Source organism: Streptomyces sp. NPDC002324, assembly GCF_053593335.1.
In genome coordinates, this window is the sequence record NZ_JBSFCF010000066.1 from 1 (window position 1) to 20,871 (window position 20,871).

Here is a 20,871-nt window from a genome sequence, read left to right on the forward strand (position 1 = left end):
CCGTGGGGGGGTGGCGCGGCCGGCGCCCCGGCCGCGCGACGGCGGGCGTCAGGCGGGCGAACCGGTCACGGTGCCGCCCGACCTGGTGACGTGGTACGTCACCTTGGTGCCGCTCCAGAAATGGAAGGTGAGCGTCACCCGGGAGCCGTCCCTCAGCGAGGCGAGGAACTCGGCGGTCAGCTTGATGGAGTCGTCCGTGTACGCCGAGAACGCGGTGTCCCACTGCTGGAACGAGGTCCAGCTCGCCGGACCCGCGTTGCTCCCGTCGTCGTACCTGGCCTCCATGGTGGCGAGCCGGTCGCCCCGGAACCGGGTCGGGACGGACAGACCGCCGGTGCCGCCCGAGGCGTTCGACAGGACCGGGCTGTCGTAGCTGATCAGATCGATCCGCCACGGCACACCGCGGGAGAACCTGGCCTCCAGGGTCGCGTTCACCCCGTACGCCCGGTCGCCGGCCAGTTCGGTCAGCGCGGTCGCCGTGAGCGTGAGCCGGTTGCCGCTGACGGTGTAGTCCCTGCCATGGACGAGGTTGCGGGAGCCGTGCCGCAGTCCCTGGAAGTCGGTGCCGTTCGGGTTCAGGGTGAGGTCCTGGGCGGTGAGGACGCCCGACTTCGGGAGGAACACCAGGTCGCTGGAGGCGGTCCCGGAACGGGTTGTCCAGCTCGACCTGATCTGGCCGAACAGCTCCGGGTCGCGCCACTGCAGCGTGGAGCGGTTCAGGAACTGACCGGCGTCCCACAGCATAGTGGTGAGCTGGCGTCGGCGGGCGTAGTCGCCCAGGAACTCGAAGTACTTGCGCTGCTCTCCCCGCTGGATGATGCCGGGGCGGTTGTGGTCGTAGGCCAGCAGCGCGTACTCGCCGATGACGACGGGGATGCCGCGCGCGGTGAAGGTGTCGTACACGCGGTCGAAGGTGGCGGTCAGGTCCTGCTCCGAGGTGGCGTCGAACCGGGTGTATCCGGCGATGTTCACGCTGAAGGGCCACCAGCCGTAGAAGTGGACCGTCGTGGCCACCATCGGGTCGCGCAGGTCCGCGAGTTCCGTGGCCAGCGCGTCCAGGCGGCCCTGGTCGGCGTTGGTGTACAGGGTGGGCAGCACGAGCAGGCGGTCGGCGTTGCCACCGCCCGACTCCCGGACGATCCGGTGGAAGACCTTGTTCAGTTCGGCGAGCAGCCGGTAGTTCTCCTCGTCGCCGGAGGTGCCGGAGAAGGTGGGCTCGTTGATGCTCTCCAGCGCCAGCCTGGGCGATCTGTCCCGGAACTCCGCCGCGATCTGGGTCCAGGTGGCGCGGTAGCGGGCGAGGACGGCGTCGTGGTCGGTGGAGAGGGTGTTGACCCACATCCAGGAGTCGTGGTGCATGTTCAGCAGGACGTACAGGCCCTCGTCCAGTGCCAGGTCGACGACCTGGCGCACCTTCGCCATCCACGCCGGGTCGATCGTGTGGTTCGGGGCGGCGCCCTGGTGGATGCCCCAGGTGACGGGTAGCCGAATGCTCTTGAAGCCCTGTGACCTGACCTTCTGGAAGAGGGCCCGGGTCACCGGCGGGTTGCCCCAGGACGTCTCGTCGGGGATGGCGTCGTAGGTGTTGCCCAGGTTCCATCCGGGCTGCATGGCCGCGACCGCGCTGCGGGCGGCCGGGGAACCGGCCGGGGGCACGGGCGGTTCGGCGGCCCGCGCGGTGGCGGGGAGGAGGGGGAGGAGGACGAGCGCCAGGACGAGTGCCGTCAGTCTCCGTGGGGGGTACGACGGCCGGCGTCGCCGGGGCAGAAACCTTGCGAGTCTTCTCGTCATCACGTGCACCTTCGAGTCGGGGGGTGTGCGACGCGTGGTATCGACCGGAGGTCGACAGAGATACAACTCAGGTAAGGAAAGTTTCTCTTTGTGTGGCGGAGAAATTAACATGAGGAGGTGCCAGAGGCCACAGGTGCGGCGGTAACGAAGTGCCAGAATGGACACGCACATCCACGAGAGGGGCGGACTGCCTTGGCGGACGACGCGGCTGACGGGCCGGCGGACAGGAACGACACGCCGGGCGACACGTCCCGGCCGGTCACGATCGCGTTCATCGCCGAGTCGGCGGGGGTCTCGGTGCCCACCGTCTCCAAGGTGATCAACGGCAAGTCCGGTGTCTCCGCCGACACCCGGGCCCGCGTCGAGGAACTGGTCAACCGGTACGGCTACCGCAAGCCGACCGGCGCAAACCGCAACAACGTGGTGGAGCTGGTCTTCCGCGAGATGAAGCACATGTGGGCCGTGGAGATCATCCGGGGTGTGGAGCGGGTGGCTCGCCAACACCGTGTGGGCGTCATGGTGTCCGAGTTCGGACTGCACGACACGGACCCGGTCACCTGGGACGACACCGTCTCCCGGCGGCCGAACTGCGTGCTGTCGGTGGCCCAGCTCTCCGAGGCCGAGCGGGAGCAGCTGAGGGCGAAGGGCATCCCGTTCGTCGTCGTCGACCCGGCGACCGAACTGCCGGACGACGTCCCGTTCGTGGGAGCCACCAACTGGTCCGGCGGCCGGGCCGCCACCCGCCACCTCACCCAGCTCGGACACCGCCGCATCGCCATGATCAGCGGCCCGCGGGACCAGTTGTACTGCAGCGCCCGTCTGGACGGATACCGCTCGGCGATGGGGTCCGCCGGCCTGCCGGTCGAGCCGGAACTCATCGTGTACGCGCCGCTCACCAGCGCGGACGGCTACGAGGCGGCACGGACCCTGCTGGAACTGCCGGAGCGCCCGACCGCGGTCTTCGCCTCCAACGACCTCCAGGCGCTCGGCGTCTACCAGGCCGCCCGGGAGGCCGGCCTGCGGATTCCCGACGACCTGAGCGTCGTCGGTTTCGACGACCTTCCGGTCGTGGCCTGGGTGGACCCGCCCCTGACCACCGTTCACCAGCCCCTGACCGAGATGGCCGTGGCCGCGACCGAACTGGCGCTCACCCTCGGCCGGGGCGAGCCCGCGCCCCAGGCCGGCCTGGAGATCGCGACGACCCTGACGGTCCGCGCCAGCACGGCTCCCCCCAAGAACTGACGCAAGGGCTCATTGACCGTCGGAAGGTCCCCGCCTAGCCTGATCGAGAAAGTATCTGTCATTGCGAGAGAAACTTTCGAAACGGCGAAAGGATCCGATGAGGGTGACGAGCGCGTCCGAGACGGGAACCACCATCAGCAATCCGGTGATCCCCGGCTTCTACCCCGACCCGTCCATCTGCCGGGCGGGTGACGACTACTACCTCGCCTGCTCCAGCTTCGAGTACTTCCCCGGCATCCCCCTCTTCCACAGCCGCGACCTCGTGCACTGGACCCAGATCGGCAACGCGCTCGACCGGCCGAGCCAACTGCGTCTGCCACCGGACGCCGCCTCCTCCGGGGGGATCTACGCCCCCACGCTGCGCCACCACGACGGCCGGTTCTGGCTGATCGTCACCAACGTCAGCGCCGACGGCAACCTGCTGTTCACGGCCACCGACCCGGCCGGCCCCTGGTCCGACCCGATCCGGCTGCCCGGAGTGCACGGCATCGACCCGGACATCGCCTGGGACGAGGACGGCACCTGCTGGTGCACCACCGCCGGAGTAGGACAGATCCGCCTAGACCCCCATACCGGCCAGACATTCGGCGAGCGCCGGCAGCTGTGGTCCGGCGCTCCCGGCGCCAAGGCCCCCGAAGCACCCCACCTGTACCGCATCGGCGAGTACTGGTACCTGCTCATCGCCGAAGGCGGCACCGAGCGGGGCCACGGCGTCTCGATCGCCCGCGGCACCGCACCCACCGGCCCGTTCGAACCCTGCCCCGACAATCCGATCCTGACCCACCGCGGCACCGACCACCCCATCCAGAACACCGGCCACGCCGACCTGGTGCAGGGACCCGACAACTCCTGGTGGATGGTGCTGCTCGGGGTACGGCCGGGCGGCGGCACCCCCGGCTGGCACGTGCTCGGCCGGGAGACCTACCTGGCGCCGGTCGAGTGGGTCGACGGCTGGCCCGTCGTCGGCGAACTGTCGACCGACATGCCCGCACCGCCCTGGCCCCTCGATCCACCCGCTGTCGCACCGGAGCGCCGGGACGACTTCGACGTCACCGAACTGGCTCCGCAATGGATCTCGTTGCGCCGGCGTTCCTCGGAGGAGTGCACCACGAAGGAACGGCCCGGCCGGCTGACCCTGCGCGCCCGGGGCACGTCCCTCGACGACGCCGAGGTGACGTTCGTGGGCCGACGTCAGCAGCACCGGGCATGCCGCGTGCGCACCTCGGCCGATGTCGCGCAGGGGCAGGGCGGCGGTCTGGCCGTGCGTCTCGACGAGAGCCACCACTACTCCGTCGAGGTCGCGTCCGGGCAGGTCCGGGTCCGGGCCCGCATCGGCCCGCTGCACACGGTGGTGGCGTCCCGGCCGGTGCCCCCGGGACCTGTGGTGCTCCGTGTGGAGACCATCCCGGTGCGGACCATGAACGACGCGCGCACCGGACCCGACTTCGTCTCGCTCGGGTTCGAGGAGCGGGACGGCACCTTCGTCGAACTGGCCTCGCTGGACGGCCGTTACCTGTCCACGGAGGTGGCCGGCGGCTTTACGGGCCGGGTCATCGGCCTGTTCGCCACCGCCGGCACGGTGCACTTCGACTGGTTCGACCACGAGCCGCTGGACGACTGAGACACCGGGCACGGACCGGCGCTCACGCCGTCGCCGACACCTCCAACCGCCGCTGCCGCCGGACGCGTTGGAGGTCGGGGTCGGGGACGGGGGCGGCCGCCACCAGCCGTCGGGTGTACGCGTGCCGGGGCCGGTCGCACACGTCGACGCTGGCTCCCTCCTCCACGATGCGTCCGTGCTGCAGGACCAGGGTGCGGGCCGCGAACTCCTTGACGACGGCGAGGTCGTGGGTGATGAACAGATAGGCGCACCCGAGGGTGTCCTGGAGTTCGGAGAGGAGGCTCAGGGCGGCCGCCTGGGTGGTGACGTCGAGGGCGCTGGTCGGCTCGTCGCAGATGATGAGCCTCGGTCTGCGGGCGACCGCCCGGGCGATGGCGATGCGCTGGCGCTGGCCCCCGCTGAACTGGGCCGGATACCTGTCAGCCGCGTCCTCCGGCAGACCGACGCGGCGGAGCAGCGCGGCGATGTCGGCGCGGACCTCGCCGGGTGAGCGCGACGAACCGGCGAGCAGGGGCTCGGCCAGCGTCCGGCCCACCGGCAGCGCGGGGTTGAGCGAGCCGTAGGGGTTCTGGAAGATCGCCTGGAGGTCGGGGGCGAGCAGGCGGCGGGCGCGGCCGGCGAGCCGGGTGATGTCCCGCCCGTCGAGCAGGACACGCCCGCCGCTGACCGGGGTGAGCCCGAGGACCGCCCGGCCGATGGTGGTCTTGCCCGAGCCGGACTCGCCCACGAGCGCGACCGTCTCGGCGTGCCCGACCTCGAACGACACCTCCTCGATGACGGTGGTCGGGGGCTTGCGGAAGCCCCGCCCGGGATAGCGGACCGCGAGGCGGTCGATCTGGAGTACGGGTGTTGCCATCACGCGGTCCTGCCCTCGGTACGAGCGATGCTGGGGGTGCTCTCGATGAGCTTCTTCGTGTACGGGTGCCCGGGCCGGTAGAAGATGTCCTCGACCGCGCCCTCCTCCACGATCCGGCCCCGCTCCATCACGATCGCGCGATCGCAGCAGTCGGCCACCACCCCCAGGTCGTGGGTGATGAGGACGATCGCCATGCCGTGCTCGTCGCGCAGGGAGCGCAGCAGGTCGAGGATGCCGGCCTGCACGGTCACGTCCAGGGCCGTGGTGGGTTCGTCGGCGATCAGCACCTTCGGCGACCCGGCCAGCGCCATGGCGATGACCACACGCTGGAGCATGCCGCCGGACAGTTCGTGCGGGTAACGACGCGTGACGTCGTCCGGGTCGCGCAGCTGCACACTGGTCAGCAGCTCACGGATCCGCTGTCGTACGCCGTCCTTGCCGCCCGGCACCTCGCTGGTGCGCCGGACGACCTCGGCGAGCTGGCTCCCGATGGTGAAGTACGGGTCGAGCGCCACCATGGGCTCCTGGGACACGAGCGCGATCTCACGACCACGGAAGCGCCGCAGCTTCCGCTCCGGCAGGCCGCTGACGGGGGTGCCGGCCAGCCACGCGGTGCCGCTGGTCACCGCCCCGTTGGGAGGGAGGAGTCCGAGCAGGGACAGGCCCGTCACCGTCTTGCCGCTGCCGGACTCGCCCACGAGACCGAAGATCTCTCCGGGGCGGACCGTGAAGCCGATGGAGTCGACGACCGTGCGGGGCCCCTGCGCGGTGGCGAAGGCGATCGAGTAGTCCCGCACGGCGAGGATCGCCCCGTCCGGCGGTGCGGCCGACGGCTGGTCGCTCTCCCGCGGAGCCGCCGCGGGAACCGGCCTGCGCGCCCGGCCGCCGGTAGCCTGGCGCCGGTCCTGTTCGAGGTCCCGCAGGCCGTCCCCGACGAGTCCGAAGGACAGGGACATGAGGCCGATCACGCCACCGGAGACGAACAGCAGATAGGGGTCCTGCTGCATGATCTGCGCGGCCTCCCCGACCATGCCGCCCCAGCTGGGGGCGGGCGCCGGAGTGGCCAGGCCGAGGAAGCCGAGGCCGGTCTGGATGGCGAGGGCGTTGCCGGAGAAGAGGAAGACCGGGACCAGCAACTGACCCGTCAGGCGGGGGAGGATGTGCCGCGCCATGATCCGGGCCGGGCCCAGCCCGGAGACCCGGGCCGCGTCCACGAACAGTTCCTCGCGCAGTGCCAGGCACGAGCTGCGGATGATCCGGGCGAGGCCCGCGGAGGCGAAGAAGCCGAGCGTGAGCATGGCGGCGACGTTGCTCTGGTAGAAGATCGCGAGGACGGCGAGCGTGATGATGACCGCGGGGACCGAGAGCATGACGTCCAGCACGGCGACGATGACCCGGTCGGTCCAGCCGCGCAGATACCCGGCCAGGACGCCCAGGGACATGCCGACGAAGGCGTACACGAGTACCGCCATGGCCACCCCGATCAGGGTGGGACGTCCGCCGTACAGCAGCCGGCTCAGTACGTCGCGGCCGAGGACGTCGGTGCCCAGCGGATGGTTCGCCGAGGGGCCGGACAGGGTGTGGAGCAGGTCCTGCGCCAGTGGTGGATGCGGTGCCAGGAGCGGGGCGAGGATCACGGCGACGGTGATCCCGACGACCACGACGAGCGACGCGGCGGCGACGGGACGGCGCCATATCCCGGCGAAGGGGTTGAACCTCGGTCGCGATCGCGCCTTGACAGGCGCCTCGACAGTGGTCATTCCGTACGTACCTTCGGGTTGAGGAGGCTGTAGAGGACGTCCACGAGAAGGTTCACCACGATGACCATGACCGTGAAGGTGATGGTCAGGCCCTGCACGACCGGCAGATCGTGCTGGTTGGTCGCGTCCACGACGGTGGTGCCGAGGCCGGGCAGGGTGAAGACGTTCTCGATGAGGATGGTGCCGGGGATGAAAGTGATCATCATCAGGCCGATCGTGGTCACCACCGGCAGTCCGCAGCCCCGCAGGGCGTGCTTCCAGATGATCGACGCGGGCCGGATGCCGGAGGCCCGCAGCGTTCTGATGTGGTCGAGGCCGAGGGTGGAGAGCATCGCGTCGCGGGTGACCTTGGAGATGAAGGCGACTCCACCGATCGACAGGGAGATCACGGGCAGCACCAGTCCGGCCGCCCACTGTCCCGGCGACTCGGTGAACGGGGTGTACCCGGTGGCGGGGAAGAGGGCGAACTTCACGGCGAACACGGCGACCAGCACCAGTGCGATCCAGAAGTTGGGGACCGCGCTGCCGAGCAGCGACACGATGTCGAAGAGTCGCCGGCTGACCCGGTCGCGCGTCGCGCTGTAGACCCCCAGCACGACCCCGATCAGGGTCGCGAGCACCGTGCCCCCGATCACCAGCGCCAGGGTGACCGGCAGCCGTTGCCCGATCAGCCCCAGCACGGACTCGCCGGAGAACAGTGAGGTACCGAGGTCACCGCGCAGGACGTCGCGGAGGTACAGCCAGTACTGCACGACGACCGGCTGGTCGAGGTGCATCGCGGCCCGCAGGGCGTCGTACTGCTCCTGCGGCGCGTTGATTCCCAGCACCGTTCGTGCCGGGTCTCCCGGCACGAACGACTCCAGGAGGAAGGTGATCGCCGAGACGATCACGAGGAGCGGGATGGACAGTGCCAGCCTGCGGAGAATGATGGGAAACATCGGCCCTCGTCAGCGGGTGGTCCACAGGGTGTTGGAGGTCAACTGGGCGCCGCCGTCGGGGAACTTCACCCCGCGCAGCTTGTCGTTGTACATGGCGATCGTGTCGGTGCCGGACACCGGCAGGGCGAGTGCCTTGCGCACGATCACGTCGGTGAGGTCCACGGACGCCTCCGCGCTGGACTTCGGGTCCGCCGCGGCGAGCCGTGCGTACGCGGCGTCGACGTCCGGGTCGTCCGCCCCGAAGACGTTCATGATGCCCGTCTTGCCGAAGGGCGGCTGCTGTGCGTAGAAGTTGGCCTCGCCGCCCGTGCCGGGCGAGAGCACGGTGGCCGCGTACTTCTTCGTCAGCAGGTCGTTGATCCAGCCGCCGAAGTTGGTGGCGGCCCGCAGCTTCAGCTTGACGCCCACCTTGGCGAGCTGGTCCTGCACGGCCTGGACCATCTTGGTCGTGGAGGGGTCGAACGAGCCGTAGTTCACCGGGATGGTCAGGCCGTTCCCGTAGCCCGCCGCCTTGAGCAGCTTCTTGGCCCTGGCCGGGTCGTAGGGGTACATCTTCGCGGCCTCGGGGCTGTAGCCGTCGTAGCCGGGCATCTGCGGCTGGGAGACCGGAGTGCCGTAGTCCCCGTAGACCGCCTTGGTGATCGCGGCCCGGTCGACGGCGAAGTTCAGCGCCTGGCGCACCCGTACGTCGCCGAGTCCCTTGACGACGGTGCCCTCACGGTCCAGGAGGAACAGGCCCGCCCAGGTGGTGGGCTTCTGGAGCGTGGTGATCGCCTTGTCGCCCTTGACGGTCGGCGCCACGTCCGGCGTGCCGTACATGAGGTCGATCTGCCCGGACTTCAGGGCCTGTACCTGGGAGTTGACGTTCGGCATCACCCGGACGGTGATCTTCTTGAAGTGGATCGCGGACTGGTCGTAGAAGTTCTTGTTCGGCACATAGACGTAGTGGTCGCCGGATACCGACTGCTGGGCGCTGTACACGTACGGCCCGGCGCCGAAGGTCGAGGAGGCCAGCTTCTTCGGTGTCTTGAGCCCGGCCGGGCTGATGATGGCGCCGCCCATGTACGGGGGCGTGAACAGGGTGCCCATGTCCGGGTTGGGCGTCGGGCTGGTGATCACCACGGTCGAGGTGCCGGACGTGGCGAACGTCAGGGGCCGGAACCAGGCGGCGGCGGGGCCGCTGCCCTTCTGGAAGTACTTGAAGGAGTTGACGACGTCGGTGGCGGTGACCGGGGCCCCGTCGGCGAACTTGGCACCCTTGCGCAGGCGCAGCTCGAACTTGGTGTTCTTCTTGCCGACGTAGCCCCACTTGTCGGCCAGACCGGCGCCGAGGGTGCCGTCGGCCTTGCGGGTCAGCAGGGTCGCGTAGGCGGGGTCCATGTAGTTGAGGAAGGGCCCGACGGCGACCTGGGAGGGGTCGAGGCTGTTGGGCGCGGAGGACAGGGCGATGGTGAGGTCCACCGGGCCGGCGCCGGTGCCGGTGCCGGTGCCGCTCTGTCCGCCGCCGCAGGCGGCGAGCGTGAGGGTGACCACCACGCCGATGGAGGCCTGGAGTGCGGTTCTTCTCTTCATTGAGGGTCTCCGAAGGACGGGGCGGATCCGATGATGAGGTTGCCGAGGAGGGCCACCGGGGCGGACCGCCCGGTGGCCGGATGCGCGAGTGTCGAGGTGCGGCGCGGTGGCCAGAAGCCGCCGGAGCGGGGGCCGTTGGCGATGCGCGAACGAATCGGGCCCACTGCGAGGTACCCGGAGGATCACTCCGTCTCGTGGGTGCCGCGGACCGTCTGCTTCAATGTCGGCGATCGGATGAGTCGACAGGGCATCCCATCGCGCAACCTCGCATCATGGCTACTTGCAGTTGCTTTAACGTGTCGCTAACACGTTAAAGTGCGTGTCCGTAAACTAACCGTGTCTCCTGCGTCGCGCAAGAGGTTCGTGGAAGGTGGTCGTCTATGGCTTCGCGAAGCGGGAGAGTGACGAGTGCGGATGTGGCCCGCGAGGCGGGTGTGTCACGGGCGACGGTGAGCTTCGTCCTCAACAACACGGCACATCAGAAGATCACCGACGCGACCCGTCAACGCGTGCTGGCGGCGGCCGAGCGGCTCGGCTACGCGCCGTCGGCCGCCGCGCGGACCCTCCGCTACGGCCGCTCCGACGTGGTCCTCGGTCTGCTGCCCGACTGGCCGCTCGGCTATGCGACGGGCCTGCTCATCCAGCAGCTCACGCTTGCGTTCGCGAAGAGGAATCTGACCTTCGTCGCCCACTCCGGCATCCGGGGCGCCCGCTCGCTGGGCGAGATCTGGAAGGCCCTCACTCCGGCCGCGGTGCTCTCCTTCGAGCCCTTCTCCGAAGCCGATGCGGTGGCGATGCGGGCGGCGGGCATCGAGGTGATCGCCGCCCTGTACGAGGACGAGGGGATCGGCTCCGAGGAAGGCATCACGAACGCGAACGCGATCGGCGCGGCACAGGCCCGTCATCTGGCGGCCGCGTCCCACCGCCGACTGGGATACGCCTACCCCGACGACGAGCGGGTCGCCGTCTTCGCCCGGCCGCGCCTGGAGGGGGTCCGCAGGGTCTGCGCCGAACTGGGACTGCCCGCCCCCGACGTCCGGACCGTCCCGCTGTCGCCGGGCGCCGCCACCGACGCGGTCCGCTCCTGGCTCGCCGCCGACCCTCAGGTGACCGGCATCTGCGCGTTCAACGACGAGGTGGCCATGAGCGTGCTGGCCGGGCTGCGGCACCTCGGCCTCGAAGCCCCCCGGGACATGGCGGTGATCGGTGTCGACAACACCCCGGCTGCGGCGGTGTCCTGGCCACCGCTGACCAGCGTCGTCCAGGACCTCCCCGGGATCGCCGAGCTGTACGCGAACTCGGTCCGGGCCGCGCTCGACGGCGCACCGGCTCCCGCCAGTCCGGTGGAGCCGAACATCCGGCTGGAGGTCCGCGACTCGGCGTGAGGGCCGGTCGTCGTGGTCCGGGCTGCGGTGGGGGTGAGCCGGCATGAGGACTGAGCCGTCGGTCGCGGTCGAGCTGTCCTGGCCGGGGCGTGGTCATGCGGCGGTCGCTGTTCAGGGTCGTCCCCGCCTGAGCCGTCCGCCCCGATCCGCCCCCCCCGAGCCCTTCTGGGAGACGCCGGCCGCTGCACGTCGTCGCACCGGCCGCGCCCGTCGGCTCCCGCCGTAGTCGTTTCGACGTGCCCGTGCCCGTACGGGTGCGTCCGCTGTCCCCTGTCCCTACGTCACGGAAGGCGGTCACCATGCCCCTCGATCCCTATCTCGCGGAGAGGCTGCACCTCCTCGCCGGCATCACGTTCCCCGACCTCGCCGACCCGGACGCACGAGCACGGTTCGCCGAGTTCATACGGGACCCCTCCGAATGGACCCGGCCCCACGGTGTCGTGGTCGAGGACCGCGAGACAGCCGGCCCCCACGGCCCCGTGCCGGTACGGACGTACGCTCCCGCACGCCCCGCCTCCACAGCCGTTCTGTGGGCGCACGGCGGCGGTTTCCTGGGCGGTGACCTCGACATGCCCGAGGCGCATGTCGTCGCGGCCGAACTGGCGGCGCGAGCGGGGGCCGTGGTGGTCTCCGTCGACTACCGCCTGGCGGTCGGCGGCGTTCGCTACCCGGTCCCGCTGGACGACGTGTGCGCCGCGTGGAACTGGCTCAGGACCGAACTGGCCCCCGACGCCGAGGTCATGGCCCTCGGCGGGGCGAGTGCGGGCGCGGCCCTGGCACTCGCCACGGCGTTGCGCGACCGGGACCGGCGGGAGCGGGACCGGGAGCGGGAACCGGATCGGGACGCGGCTCTGCGACCGGCCGATCTCCTCCTGCTGGCCTACCCGTTCGCGCACTTCCCCGTTCCGGCCCTGGACAGCACGACGGCTGCCGAGATGGCGGCCCTGCCCCCGACGATGCGGTTCACCACGGCGGACGTCGAGTTCATGGTGGAGAACTACGTCGGCCGGCTCACCGACCTCCCGCGCGACGCGCTGCCGGGCGCGGCTCCGTTGCGGGGCCTGCCTCCCGTGCGCCTGCTGGTCTCCGAATACGACGACCTGCGCCCCTCGGCCGAACTCCTGGCCCGGCAGCTGACCGCGTCCGAGGTCGAGGTCGGGAGCTACCTGGCCGCAGGCATGCCGCACGGCCACCTCAACCGGACCCCGGCGCTCGCCGAGGTCGCCCGGTCGCTCGACTTCTTCGCCGACGCGCTGCGCTAGCCGTACTGCCCCCCGTCCACGGCCCACGGGCACGTGAAGCCGGCCGGTCGGAACATCGGAAGGCGGCCCGCCGCGTGTCAGGGAGCGGCGGGCCGCCGTCTGCGGGCCCGGTCCACGGGACCGGGCAGGAGGGAGCCCGTGGGGACGGGCTCCGGTGGGGTGTGTGCGTTCAGACGCGGGTGAGCGGACGCAGGGAGATGACGTGGCTGCCGGAGGTGAGTGCGTCGACGGTCTCCGCGCAGTGCCAGCCCTCGGGCGCGCTGAACCGTCCGGTGGTGCCGGGCGGCAGTACGGCCTTCACCGTGAGCGCGTCGCCGTTGATCGACCAGGCGACGGACGCGGTGCCGTACGGGGTGTCGACCGAGGCCTCGGCGGAGGTGAGCGTGGAGCCGGGGCGTGGGGCGATGTCGAGGGTGCGGTACCCGGGGGAGGTGGGCCGCAGACCCGCGACGGACCGGTAGAGCCAGGCGGCGACGGCACCGTAGGCGTAGTGGTTGAAGGACAGCATGGTGCCGGCGTTCTCGACGTCGATGGTGCCGTCGGGGCGTATGGCGTCCCATCGTTCCCACATGGTGGTGGCGCCGTGGGCGACCTGGTACAGCCAGCCGGGGCACTCGGGGTTGAGCAGCAGTTCGTACGCCTCGGCCACGTGGCCGGTGCCGCTGAGGGCGGGCAGCACGAACGGTGTGCCCAGGAAGCCGGTGGCGATACGGCCTCCGTTGGCCCGCACCAGATCCGCGAGGGCCTCGCCGACCTCGGCGCGTTCGGTGGCGGGTGCGATGCCGAACTCCAGAGCGAGGGCGCAGCCCGTCTGGGTGGTGCGGGCGTGGTCGCCCCACTTGCGCCAGGCGGCCTCGGCGGTTCGCCGGTGCAGGTCCTCGTGGAGTGCGGCGTCGTCGGGGCGGCCCAGCGCACGGTCGGCGTCGGCGAGCAGCCGGGCGCTGTGCGCGACGAAGGCGGTGGCGACATAGCCGGAGTCGGTGGTGGCGGCCGCCGGGTTCTCCGGCGGCGCGGCGGGGTCGAGCCAGTCACCGAGTTGCGCGTTGCCGCTCCAGGTGCCGTCCTCGTCCAGGTGGGCGACGGTGAAATCGACCCACGCGCGCATCGCCGCGTAGTGCCGTTCCAGCATGTGGGGCCGGCCGTACGCCTCGTACAGGGCGGCCGGTACGACCGTGGCGGCGTCGCCCCACCCCGCGGCGGCGCCGGCGAACGGCAGCTCGGCGGGCGGGAGTTCGCCGAGCGGCACGTCGGGGACCACCATGGGGACCGCGCCGTCGGGCCGTTGCTCGATGCGGAGGTCGGTGAGCCAGCTGTCGAGGAAGGAGGCGCTGTCGAACGTCGCGCACGCCGTGGGGGCGAAGGCCATGATGTCGCCGGTCCAGCCGAGCCGCTCGTCGCGCTGCGGGCAGTCCGTGGGCACGGCGAGGAAGTTGCCGCGCTGGGAGCGTACGACGTTGGCGTAGAGGGTGTTCACACGGTCGTCGGAGCAGCGGAACCCGCCGATGCGGCGCAGGTCGCCGGCGACGACCTCCGCCTCGATCGCCTGGACGGTCACGTCCGGGGAGGCGTCGATCTCGGCGTACCGGAAGCCGTGGAAGGTGAACTCCGGTGACAGTTCGGCCGGGCCGCCGGCCAGGGTGTAATGGTCGGTGGCCCGGGCGCCCCGCAGGATGCTCGTCAGCAGGCGGCCGTCGCCGTCGAGGACTTCGGCGTGCCGGACGGTGACGGTGGCTCCGGGCGGCCCGTCGACATGGAGTCTGAGCCAGCCGGTCAGGTTCTCGCCCGTGTCGACGGCGATCGTGCCGTCCGCGAGGTCACGCCGCTCGGGTCGGACGACCTGGACGACGCGCACGGGCGGGTGGGCACGCTGGGCCAGCCCCTTGGGCAGGGGGAGGACGGCGACGGGCTCCCAGTCACGGTCGGCGAAGCCGGGCAACTGCCAGCCGGGGGGCTCCTGGCGGAGGTCACGTGAGCAGCCGTCGTACAGGTCCGCCGACAGCAGGTCGCCGTAACCGCCCTTCCAGCGGCCGTCGGTGATGACGGTGACCCTGGTCCCGTCGGCGAGGCCGACTTCGAGCTGGGCGAGCAGTGCGGTCGTGTCGCCGTACACGTCGCGGTTCTTGTGCCAGGTGAGGTGGCCGCGGACCCAGCCGTCGCCGACGGCGGCGGCAAGGGCGTTCGGGCCGGGGCGGAGCAGGTCGGTGACGTCGTAGGTGGCGTAGAGCAGGCGGCTCGGGTAGCTGGTCCAGCCCGGTTCCAGCAGGTCTGCGGAGACGGGGCGGCCGTTGAGCGTGGTGCGGTGCACGCCGAGCGAGGTGACGTACAGGCGCGCCGACACCGGCTCCGCCGGGAGGTGGAACTCCCGGCGGAGCAACGGCACGGGGCCGGGGGAGGAACGGCCCCGGTCATTGGGCAGATGGACGGGGCGGGCGGCCCAGTCCACGTCGTCGAGCAGCGCGCCCTCGACCCGGGCGGTCTCGCTCCACGGCGTCCATCCGAGATCGGTGCGGACCCGGACCCGCCAGTACCGGGTCTCGCGGCTGCTGAGCGGTTGGGCCGGCCACGGGTGGTCGGTCACCGTGTCCGACGCGATTTCTCCGATGGAGGTGCTGTCGGCGAACGACGGGTCCGCCGACACCTCGATCTCGTAGGCGTGTTGGAGGATGCCCGGCCGTGTGCCGGTCAGCGACCACGACAGGCGGGGCATGGCGTGCGGGGTGGCGACGAGACCGGAGTCGTCGGCGGTACGCAGGCCGGTGATTGAGGTCGTGGTGTCCGCCGGGTGGCGCGGGGCGGGGCTCGAAGTGTTCATCGCTGGAGGTGCCTCCGGAAGAAGCGCAGCGTGGACCCGTGCAGCGTGGTGCGGTGGGGGACGGTTCCCCAGGCGTGGTCCGCGCCTTCCACGATCTCCAGTTCCGCGTTGCCGTCGTAGTGGTCCAGGTAGCGGCGTGCGTACTCCAGGGGGGCGATGTCGTCCTTGTCGCCGTGCAGGATGTGGACCGGTCCGGTGTACGTCCCGGACCGTCCGTAGACGTCGAGGCCGGCGATGTCCTCGACGAGGGCGGCGCTCATCCGGTGCCCGTCGGCGTCGAAGTACCCCTTCTCCTCGATCTCCGAGGCGAGTCGGCGGCCCTTGAGACAGCCCTTGCCGATCTCGAACGGGGCGACGGCCGCCGGGGACCACAGGCAGAGCGCGCCGATCCCGGTCTCCTCGGCGGCCGTGATGCCGGCGACGACGCCCCCCATGCTCATGCCGACCAGGCCGATGCGGTCGGGGTCGACGAAGCCGAGGGTGCGGACCGTGCTCAGGATCGCGCGGGTCTCGGCGATCTCGCCGGTGATGGTCACGTCGAAGAAGTCGCCGTCGCTCTCGCCGTGTCCGGAGAGGTCGAAGCGGACCGAGGCGATGCCGTGGTCCGCCAACAGCCGGGACATGGCGACGAAGTTCGGCAGTTCGAGGCGGTTGGAGGTGAAGCCGTGGACGAACACCACGGTCGGATGGCGCATGTCCGCCGGTCCGTCGGGGATGTGCAGCGTCGAGCGCAGCGTCAGGTCGTGGTGCCGGAAGTCGTGGTGGCGGATCAACGGAGAGCCTTTTCGGTCGTGTCGGGGGTGGCGGCGCCGCTCAGGTCGGGGCGCGCCTCGGGGTGGGGAGCGGCTGCAGGCGTCTCGCGCTGCGGAGCGGTGGCCGGCGTCTCTTGGCGCGCAGGGGCGGCCGGCGTCTCGGGGTGCCCGGCGACGGCGCGCTTCTCGGCGTGCGGAGTGGCGGTGCGCGCTCCCGGTCGGGGAGTGTCGGCGGGTTCCTCCGGCCGGGGAGCCCTGGGCAGGCGCGGCACCCAGACCAGACCGATGACCGCCGAGGCCACGGTGACGCCGAGGAGCAGGCCGAAGAACAGCCGGGTGTGGCCCAGGGCCAGGGCGGGGGTGCCCAGTGCGGCCAGTCCGGCGAGGGTTCGGGTGAAGGCCATGGTCACGCCGGTGGCGGTGGCCCGCAGCAGGGTGGGGAAGAGTTCCTGGGACCAGATCTTGTAGACGGACTCGCCGGCGAAGGCGTTGCCGAGCCCGGAGAGGAGCATGACGGCAACCAGGGTGAACCTGCCGGGTCCGAGCAGGGCGGGCAGTGCCCAGGCGAGGACGATCAGGGCGGTGCCCGCGCCGAACCAGGCGTGCCGGGCGGGCCGGTCGACGACGCGCATGAACACCAGGCCGGCGACGAAACCCACCGGAAGGCCGAGCAGGGTCAGTCGCGAGTACTCCGCGACCTCCCCGTCGGCCAGCGCGGTCCACAGGAAGGTGCCGAACTGGCCGAGCGTGTTCGCGCCGAGGTTCCAGGTGGCGTAGTACAGGCCCGTCGCGAGCAGGGCGTGGACGGTCGGTGGCCGGAAGAGGTCCCGGACGCGGCCGAACTCGACGGTCCCGGCGGCGGTGTCGGGGCGGGCGTGTGCGTCGGCGGCCCGGCGGGCGGCGGCCCACTCGGCGGACTCGCCGAGGGTGAGGCGCAGGAGCAGGACGACGACGGCCACGACCAGCAGGTGGGCGAAGAGGATCCGGCCGCCGAGCATGCCCTGGGCCCCCATGAAGGAGCTGAGCAGCAGGACGACCACGATGCCGGCGAGCCAGAGCATGCCGGAGAACACCACCATCGTGCCCTTCCTGCCGGGCGATGCCTCCTCGTTGACGAGGGCGAGCGACACGGGCAGGTCCGCGCCGATGGCCAGGCCGGTGGTCACGACACCCGCGAAGAGCAGCGCGGGGCTCGCGGCCACGAGGAGCAGCAGGACGCCCGCCGCGTACAGGACGAGCGAGACGGTGAAGATCGTCCGGCGCCCGAGGCGATCGCCCAGCCGGCCGCCGAAGAGGGCACCGGCGGCGAACGCCAGGGTCTGCAGTCCCAGCAGGGTGCCGATGGTCTCGGGGCCGAGTCGCAGGGGTGCGGCGTAGTAGCCGCCGATGGCGATGCCCGACGTCACCAGGGCCGCGGCGTCCAGGTAGGAGGCCATGCCGGCGAGCGTCGCGGTCTTCCAGGGGTTGCTCGTGATGCTTCTCGGGCCAGGCATGGGTCCTCTTCGCTGAGTACCGGGGACGGTGGGGACCTGGAGTGCGGCGCCGAGGGGTGGTGCCGAGAGGGGCCACCGAGTCCGGCTACGCAGTGTTACTTAAACGCGCCACTTAAACGTGTAGGTTGACTGAGCGGGTAAGCTAGCCCGCGATCGAGGGGTTTGGCAAGAGGTCTGCCGAAGCAGTCGGAGGGTGGGGATGCATGGCCGGGACGTCCAGAGGCAGACGGGTGACCAGCGGGGACGTCGCCCGGGAGGCCGGAGTGTCGCGGGCGACGGTCAGCTACGTCCTCAACGACACCCCGCACCAGAAGATCGCCGAGGCGACCCGCAACCGGGTGTGGGAGGCCGCCGCCCGGCTCGGTTACGCGCCTTCGGCGGCAGCGCGCACGCTGCGTACGGGACGCTCCGACATCGTCCTCGGCGTGCTGCCGGACTGGCCGATCCAGCATGTGCTCGGACGGCTCATCCAGCAGCTGACCAACGCCTTCGCCGAACACGAGTTCACCTTCCTCGTGCACTCGTCGGCGCAGCCCGCCCGGCCCCTGCGGGAGATCTGGCGGGCCCTGACCCCCGCCGCCGTCCTCGCCCTGAACGAGTTCCCCGAGGCCGAGGCCGAGGCCATGCGGACGGCGGGCATCGAGGTCGTCATGACGATGCACGGCTCGACGCCGGGAGACCCTCGGTCCGCGCTGGTGTCCGAGGAACCGATCGGCGCGCTGCAGGCCCGTCATCTCGCCGGCTCCCACCATCGGCTCGGTTACGCCTACCCGGACCTGCCGCGCCTCGACGTCCTGGCCCGGCCGCGGCTGGACGGCGTCCGCAACGTCTGCGCCGAACGTGGCCTCCCCGAGCCCGACGTCCGCACCGTCCCGCTGGAGCTGAACGGCGCCATGGAGGCGGTGAAGACATGGCTCGCGGCCGACCCGCCGGTGACGGGCATCTGCGCGTTCAACGACGACATCGCCATGGCCGTGCTGCTGGCCCTGCAGTCCCTCGGACTGCGCGCCCCGCACGACCTCGCCGTGGTCGGCGTCGACGACATCCCCAGCTCGGCCCTGCTGCGACCGTCGCTCACCACGGTCGCCCGCGACACCGACACCCTCGCGCGGGCCCTGGCCCGCCGCGTCGTCGACGCGCTCGACCACAAGGAGCTTCCGGCCGGCTCCGTGGAGGATCCGCTCCGGATCGAGGTGCGGGACTCGGCCTGACCGGCCCCCGGCAGAAGGCCGGGACCGGGACGGACCGGACCCACCACCCCGCGGCGAGGCGCGCCCTCGGACGCATGGTCGCCGCACGGCCGTCGCGCGCCGCACCCCGGCTTCGGGCATCGTCGCGTTCCGTGCGGAGGCTGGACGGAGAGCAGCGCGTGCGGTTACGGTTCCGCCCGTCGCCTTCGGTGCGAGCCGCCCCGCGACCCCCGCTCGGACGGCGGGACGCCGGGGCGCCGTTCGGCCAAAGACGTACGGCGCCGCACGGCCCGGCGGGAACGAGCCCACGCGCCCGGGCCGTTCGACCGCGCGCACCGGGCCCCGGCCCCGGTTCTCCCGTCGCCCGCCCGCGTCCTCCCGCAGGCCCGCCGCGCTCGGCGGGCGGACATCAGCCCCACCGTCTCGCCCCACGGTTCCATCCCCGCGCGATGGCCTTCCCGGCCGGCCGTGACGACGTCGACGATCAGGACGATCAACTCGCAGGAGGTACAGATGACCACGCCCCCTCCGCCGTTCGACCCGGAACTGGCGGCCGCCCTCGTCGAACTCGGCGACCTGGCACCGACCACCGCGACCCCGGACGACATCCCCGCGGCGAGGGAGCGGCTCAACGGCGACGTCCCTCTCCTGACGATCGGCGAACTGAGCTGCGGCGGTCTCTTCGACGTGGAGGAGCGCGCGGTGCCCGGCCCGCCGGGCGCGCCGGACGTCTCGCTGCTGATATGCAGGCCCACCTCGGTGCCCGGCCCACGACCCGTCGTCTACTTCACCCACCCCGGCGGCATGATCGTGGGTCACAACCGGCTGGGCCTGCCCCTGGACTGGGCGGAGGAACTGGGCCTGGTCGTGGTGTCGGTGGAGTACCGCCTCGCCCCCGAGCACCCGCACCCGGCACCGATCGAGGACTGCTACGCGGGACTGCTGTGGACGGCGGCGCACGCCGAGGAGATCGGCGGCGATCCGGACCGCGTCATCCTGGCCGGGGGCAGTGCGGGCGGCGGACTCGCCGCGGCTCTCGCCCTCCTCGCACGCGACCGCCGGGGCCCGCGGCTGCTGGGCCAGCTGCTGATGTGCCCGATGCTCGACGACCGCAACGACACCGTGTCCGCCCATCAGATGGCCGGACTCGGCGTATGGGACCGCACCGCCAACGAGACGGGCTGGAGCGCTCTGCTGGGGGAGCGGCGCGGCACCGACGACGTCGAGCCGTACGCCGCCCCGGCCCGAGCGGCCGACCTGTCCGGTCTGCCTCCCGCCTTCATCGACGTGGGTTCCGCGGAGACCTTCCGGGACGAGGACGTCACCTACGCCTCCAGGATCTGGCAGGCCGGGGGAAGCGCCGAACTCCACGTGTGGCCGGGCGGGTTCCACGGCTTCGACGGTCTGGTGCCGCAGGCGACCCTCTCCGTCGACGCCCGGGAGGCCCGGCTGCGGTGGCTGCGGCGGCTGCTGGGGGAGTGAGGGAACACGGCCGGTCCGGACGGGGACGGTCAGGAGGTACGGGTGGCCCCGAGGGACGCCAGTCGCCGGCCGACCTCGTCCGCGGTGGCGCGACCGTAGGCCAGGGGGATCACGGAGTCGCCGTCGACGGCCAGCAGGGTGGGCAAGCCGGTGACACCCAGTTCGGCCGCGCGGCGGAAGTCGGCCTCGGCGGCTGCCCGCACCTCGGGCGAGGCGAACGCGGAAACGACGGCGTCGGCGTCCAGCCCGGCCGCCTCGGCGACCCAACCGTACGTCACGGGGTCGGACAGGCTGCGGCCGTCGGCGTAGAAGGCGTGCTGTACGTCCGTGGCCAGGGCCGAGGCGCGGTCGGGGGCCGCCTGGCGCAGGGCGGCCACACCGCGGGCCGCGGCCTCGGAGTCCATGACGAACGAGCCGTCGGCGATCAGTTCCTCGTACGCTTCGCCGAACTCGGCACCGGTCAGCTCGGCGATCTGGGCGTTCGCGCCCTGCACGTAGCCGAACTCGCGGATCGGCACCCGGCGCGCTCCGGTGAACAGACCGCCGGAGACCACCTCCACCGACAGTTCGGGGTGGCGGGAGACCACCTCGCGGAGGGTCCCGGAGAAACCGTGGGACCAGCCGCAGTAGGCGTCGAAAACGTAGACCAGCTTCATGGTGACCTCAACAGCGTGTGACGGGTCGCCCGGTGCGGGCGGTCACCTGACAGAACGGT

At 71.5% G+C, this 20,871-nt stretch carries 15 protein-coding genes; 6 read left to right on the plus strand and 9 right to left on the minus strand.

From position 1 onward, the window contains the following. Positions 1-48: 48 nt before the first annotated feature. Positions 49-1,791, minus strand: a complete 1,743-nt coding sequence (locus tag ACWCRJ_RS42870) for a cellulase family glycosylhydrolase (protein ID WP_450944408.1) — start codon at positions 1,789-1,791, stop codon at positions 49-51. A gap of 192 nt (positions 1,792-1,983) precedes the next feature. Here ACWCRJ_RS42870 and ACWCRJ_RS42875 point away from each other — a divergent pair, with 192 nt between their 5' ends. Beyond that, positions 1,984-3,033 (plus strand): LacI family DNA-binding transcriptional regulator, encoded by a 1,050-nt coding sequence (locus ACWCRJ_RS42875; RefSeq protein ID WP_450944409.1) that lies wholly within the window; start codon positions 1,984-1,986, stop codon positions 3,031-3,033. A gap of 97 nt (positions 3,034-3,130) precedes the next feature. Beyond that, positions 3,131-4,654: a glycoside hydrolase family 43 protein gene (locus ACWCRJ_RS42880; RefSeq protein ID WP_450944410.1), complete on the plus strand. Its 1,524-nt coding sequence runs from the start codon at positions 3,131-3,133 to the stop codon at positions 4,652-4,654. A gap of 22 nt (positions 4,655-4,676) precedes the next feature. Here the strand turns inward: ACWCRJ_RS42880 and ACWCRJ_RS42885 are convergent, their stop codons facing one another. From ACWCRJ_RS42885 to ACWCRJ_RS42900, 4 genes are read right to left on the minus strand one after another with little or no spacing between them, the layout of a single operon-like run. Continuing rightward, positions 4,677-5,513 carry an ABC transporter ATP-binding protein gene (locus tag ACWCRJ_RS42885; RefSeq protein WP_450944411.1) on the minus strand — a complete coding sequence of 279 codons (837 nt, stop codon included), beginning with the start codon at positions 5,511-5,513 and terminating at the stop codon, positions 4,677-4,679. After that, the gene (locus ACWCRJ_RS42890) at positions 5,510-7,270 is read right to left on the minus strand and encodes a dipeptide/oligopeptide/nickel ABC transporter permease/ATP-binding protein (protein ID WP_450944412.1); all 1,761 of its coding nucleotides are present in this window, start codon (positions 7,268-7,270) and stop codon (positions 5,510-5,512) included. The genes ACWCRJ_RS42885 and ACWCRJ_RS42890 overlap by 4 nt, the downstream gene beginning before the upstream one ends. After that, complete coding sequence (locus tag ACWCRJ_RS42895; RefSeq protein WP_450944413.1) at positions 7,267-8,208, minus strand: ABC transporter permease; 942 nt, start codon at positions 8,206-8,208, stop codon at positions 7,267-7,269. The genes ACWCRJ_RS42890 and ACWCRJ_RS42895 overlap by 4 nt, the downstream gene beginning before the upstream one ends. A 9-nt stretch (positions 8,209-8,217) precedes the next feature. Further along, entirely contained in the window at positions 8,218-9,780 is a 1,563-nt protein-coding gene (locus tag ACWCRJ_RS42900; RefSeq protein WP_450944414.1) for an ABC transporter substrate-binding protein, read from the minus strand. Positions 9,781-10,160: 380 nt separating this feature from the next. Here ACWCRJ_RS42900 and ACWCRJ_RS42905 point away from each other — a divergent pair, with 380 nt between their 5' ends. Further along, the gene (locus ACWCRJ_RS42905; protein WP_450944415.1) at positions 10,161-11,165 is read left to right on the plus strand and encodes a LacI family DNA-binding transcriptional regulator; all 1,005 of its coding nucleotides are present in this window, start codon (positions 10,161-10,163) and stop codon (positions 11,163-11,165) included. Positions 11,166-11,464: 299 nt separating this feature from the next. Further along, on the plus strand, positions 11,465-12,427 hold the full coding sequence (locus ACWCRJ_RS42910; protein WP_450944416.1) for an alpha/beta hydrolase fold domain-containing protein: 963 nt from the start codon (positions 11,465-11,467) through the stop codon (positions 12,425-12,427). Positions 12,428-12,596: 169 nt separating this feature from the next. Here ACWCRJ_RS42910 and ACWCRJ_RS42915 read toward each other — a convergent pair whose 3' ends face one another. Genes ACWCRJ_RS42915 through ACWCRJ_RS42925 form a run of 3 tightly spaced genes read right to left on the minus strand, consistent with a single transcriptional unit; the run spans position 12,597 to position 17,484 of the window. Next, complete coding sequence (locus ACWCRJ_RS42915; RefSeq protein WP_450944417.1) at positions 12,597-15,239, minus strand: family 78 glycoside hydrolase catalytic domain; 2,643 nt, start codon at positions 15,237-15,239, stop codon at positions 12,597-12,599. Beyond that, positions 15,236-16,012 carry an alpha/beta hydrolase gene (locus tag ACWCRJ_RS42920; protein WP_450944418.1) on the minus strand — a complete coding sequence of 259 codons (777 nt, stop codon included), beginning with the start codon at positions 16,010-16,012 and terminating at the stop codon, positions 15,236-15,238. The genes ACWCRJ_RS42915 and ACWCRJ_RS42920 overlap by 4 nt, the downstream gene beginning before the upstream one ends. Then, positions 16,009-17,484: an MFS transporter gene (locus ACWCRJ_RS42925; RefSeq protein WP_450944419.1), complete on the minus strand. Its 1,476-nt coding sequence runs from the start codon at positions 17,482-17,484 to the stop codon at positions 16,009-16,011. Before ACWCRJ_RS42925 ends, ACWCRJ_RS42920 begins: the two co-directional genes overlap by 4 nt. A gap of 203 nt (positions 17,485-17,687) precedes the next feature. On the opposite strand from ACWCRJ_RS42925, the gene ACWCRJ_RS42930 reads away from it, so the two are divergent. Together ACWCRJ_RS42930 and ACWCRJ_RS42935 are read left to right on the plus strand one after the other, a co-directional pair. After that, positions 17,688-18,695 carry a LacI family DNA-binding transcriptional regulator gene (locus ACWCRJ_RS42930; protein WP_450944420.1) on the plus strand — a complete coding sequence of 336 codons (1,008 nt, stop codon included), beginning with the start codon at positions 17,688-17,690 and terminating at the stop codon, positions 18,693-18,695. A gap of 492 nt (positions 18,696-19,187) precedes the next feature. Then, positions 19,188-20,156: an alpha/beta hydrolase gene (locus tag ACWCRJ_RS42935; protein ID WP_450944421.1), complete on the plus strand. Its 969-nt coding sequence runs from the start codon at positions 19,188-19,190 to the stop codon at positions 20,154-20,156. A gap of 29 nt (positions 20,157-20,185) precedes the next feature. Here ACWCRJ_RS42935 and ACWCRJ_RS42940 read toward each other — a convergent pair whose 3' ends face one another. Beyond that, positions 20,186-20,812 carry a DsbA family protein gene (locus ACWCRJ_RS42940; protein WP_450944422.1) on the minus strand — a complete coding sequence of 209 codons (627 nt, stop codon included), beginning with the start codon at positions 20,810-20,812 and terminating at the stop codon, positions 20,186-20,188. Positions 20,813-20,871: the final 59 nt, after the last annotated feature.

Bases quoted from the DNA above. Each gene is read 5' to 3' on its own strand.
- ACWCRJ_RS42870 (WP_450944408.1), bottom strand. From the start codon at position 1,791: ATGACGAGAAGACTCGCAAGGTTTCTGCCCCGGCGACGCCGGCCGTCG.
- ACWCRJ_RS42880 (WP_450944410.1), top strand. From the start codon at position 3,131: ATGAGGGTGACGAGCGCGTCCGAGACGGGAACCACCATCAGCAATCCG.
- ACWCRJ_RS42890 (WP_450944412.1), bottom strand. From the start codon at position 7,270: ATGACCACTGTCGAGGCGCCTGTCAAGGCGCGATCGCGACCGAGGTTC.
- ACWCRJ_RS42895 (WP_450944413.1), bottom strand. From the start codon at position 8,208: ATGTTTCCCATCATTCTCCGCAGGCTGGCACTGTCCATCCCGCTCCTC.
- ACWCRJ_RS42900 (WP_450944414.1), bottom strand. From the start codon at position 9,780: ATGAAGAGAAGAACCGCACTCCAGGCCTCCATCGGCGTGGTGGTCACC.
- ACWCRJ_RS42905 (WP_450944415.1), top strand. From the start codon at position 10,161: ATGGCTTCGCGAAGCGGGAGAGTGACGAGTGCGGATGTGGCCCGCGAG.
- ACWCRJ_RS42910 (WP_450944416.1), top strand. From the start codon at position 11,465: ATGCCCCTCGATCCCTATCTCGCGGAGAGGCTGCACCTCCTCGCCGGC.
- ACWCRJ_RS42915 (WP_450944417.1), bottom strand. From the start codon at position 15,239: ATGAACACTTCGAGCCCCGCCCCGCGCCACCCGGCGGACACCACGACC.
- ACWCRJ_RS42925 (WP_450944419.1), bottom strand. From the start codon at position 17,484: ATGCCTGGCCCGAGAAGCATCACGAGCAACCCCTGGAAGACCGCGACG.
- ACWCRJ_RS42930 (WP_450944420.1), top strand. From the start codon at position 17,688: ATGGCCGGGACGTCCAGAGGCAGACGGGTGACCAGCGGGGACGTCGCC.
- ACWCRJ_RS42935 (WP_450944421.1), top strand. From the start codon at position 19,188: ATGACCACGCCCCCTCCGCCGTTCGACCCGGAACTGGCGGCCGCCCTC.
- ACWCRJ_RS42940 (WP_450944422.1), bottom strand. From the start codon at position 20,812: ATGAAGCTGGTCTACGTTTTCGACGCCTACTGCGGCTGGTCCCACGGT.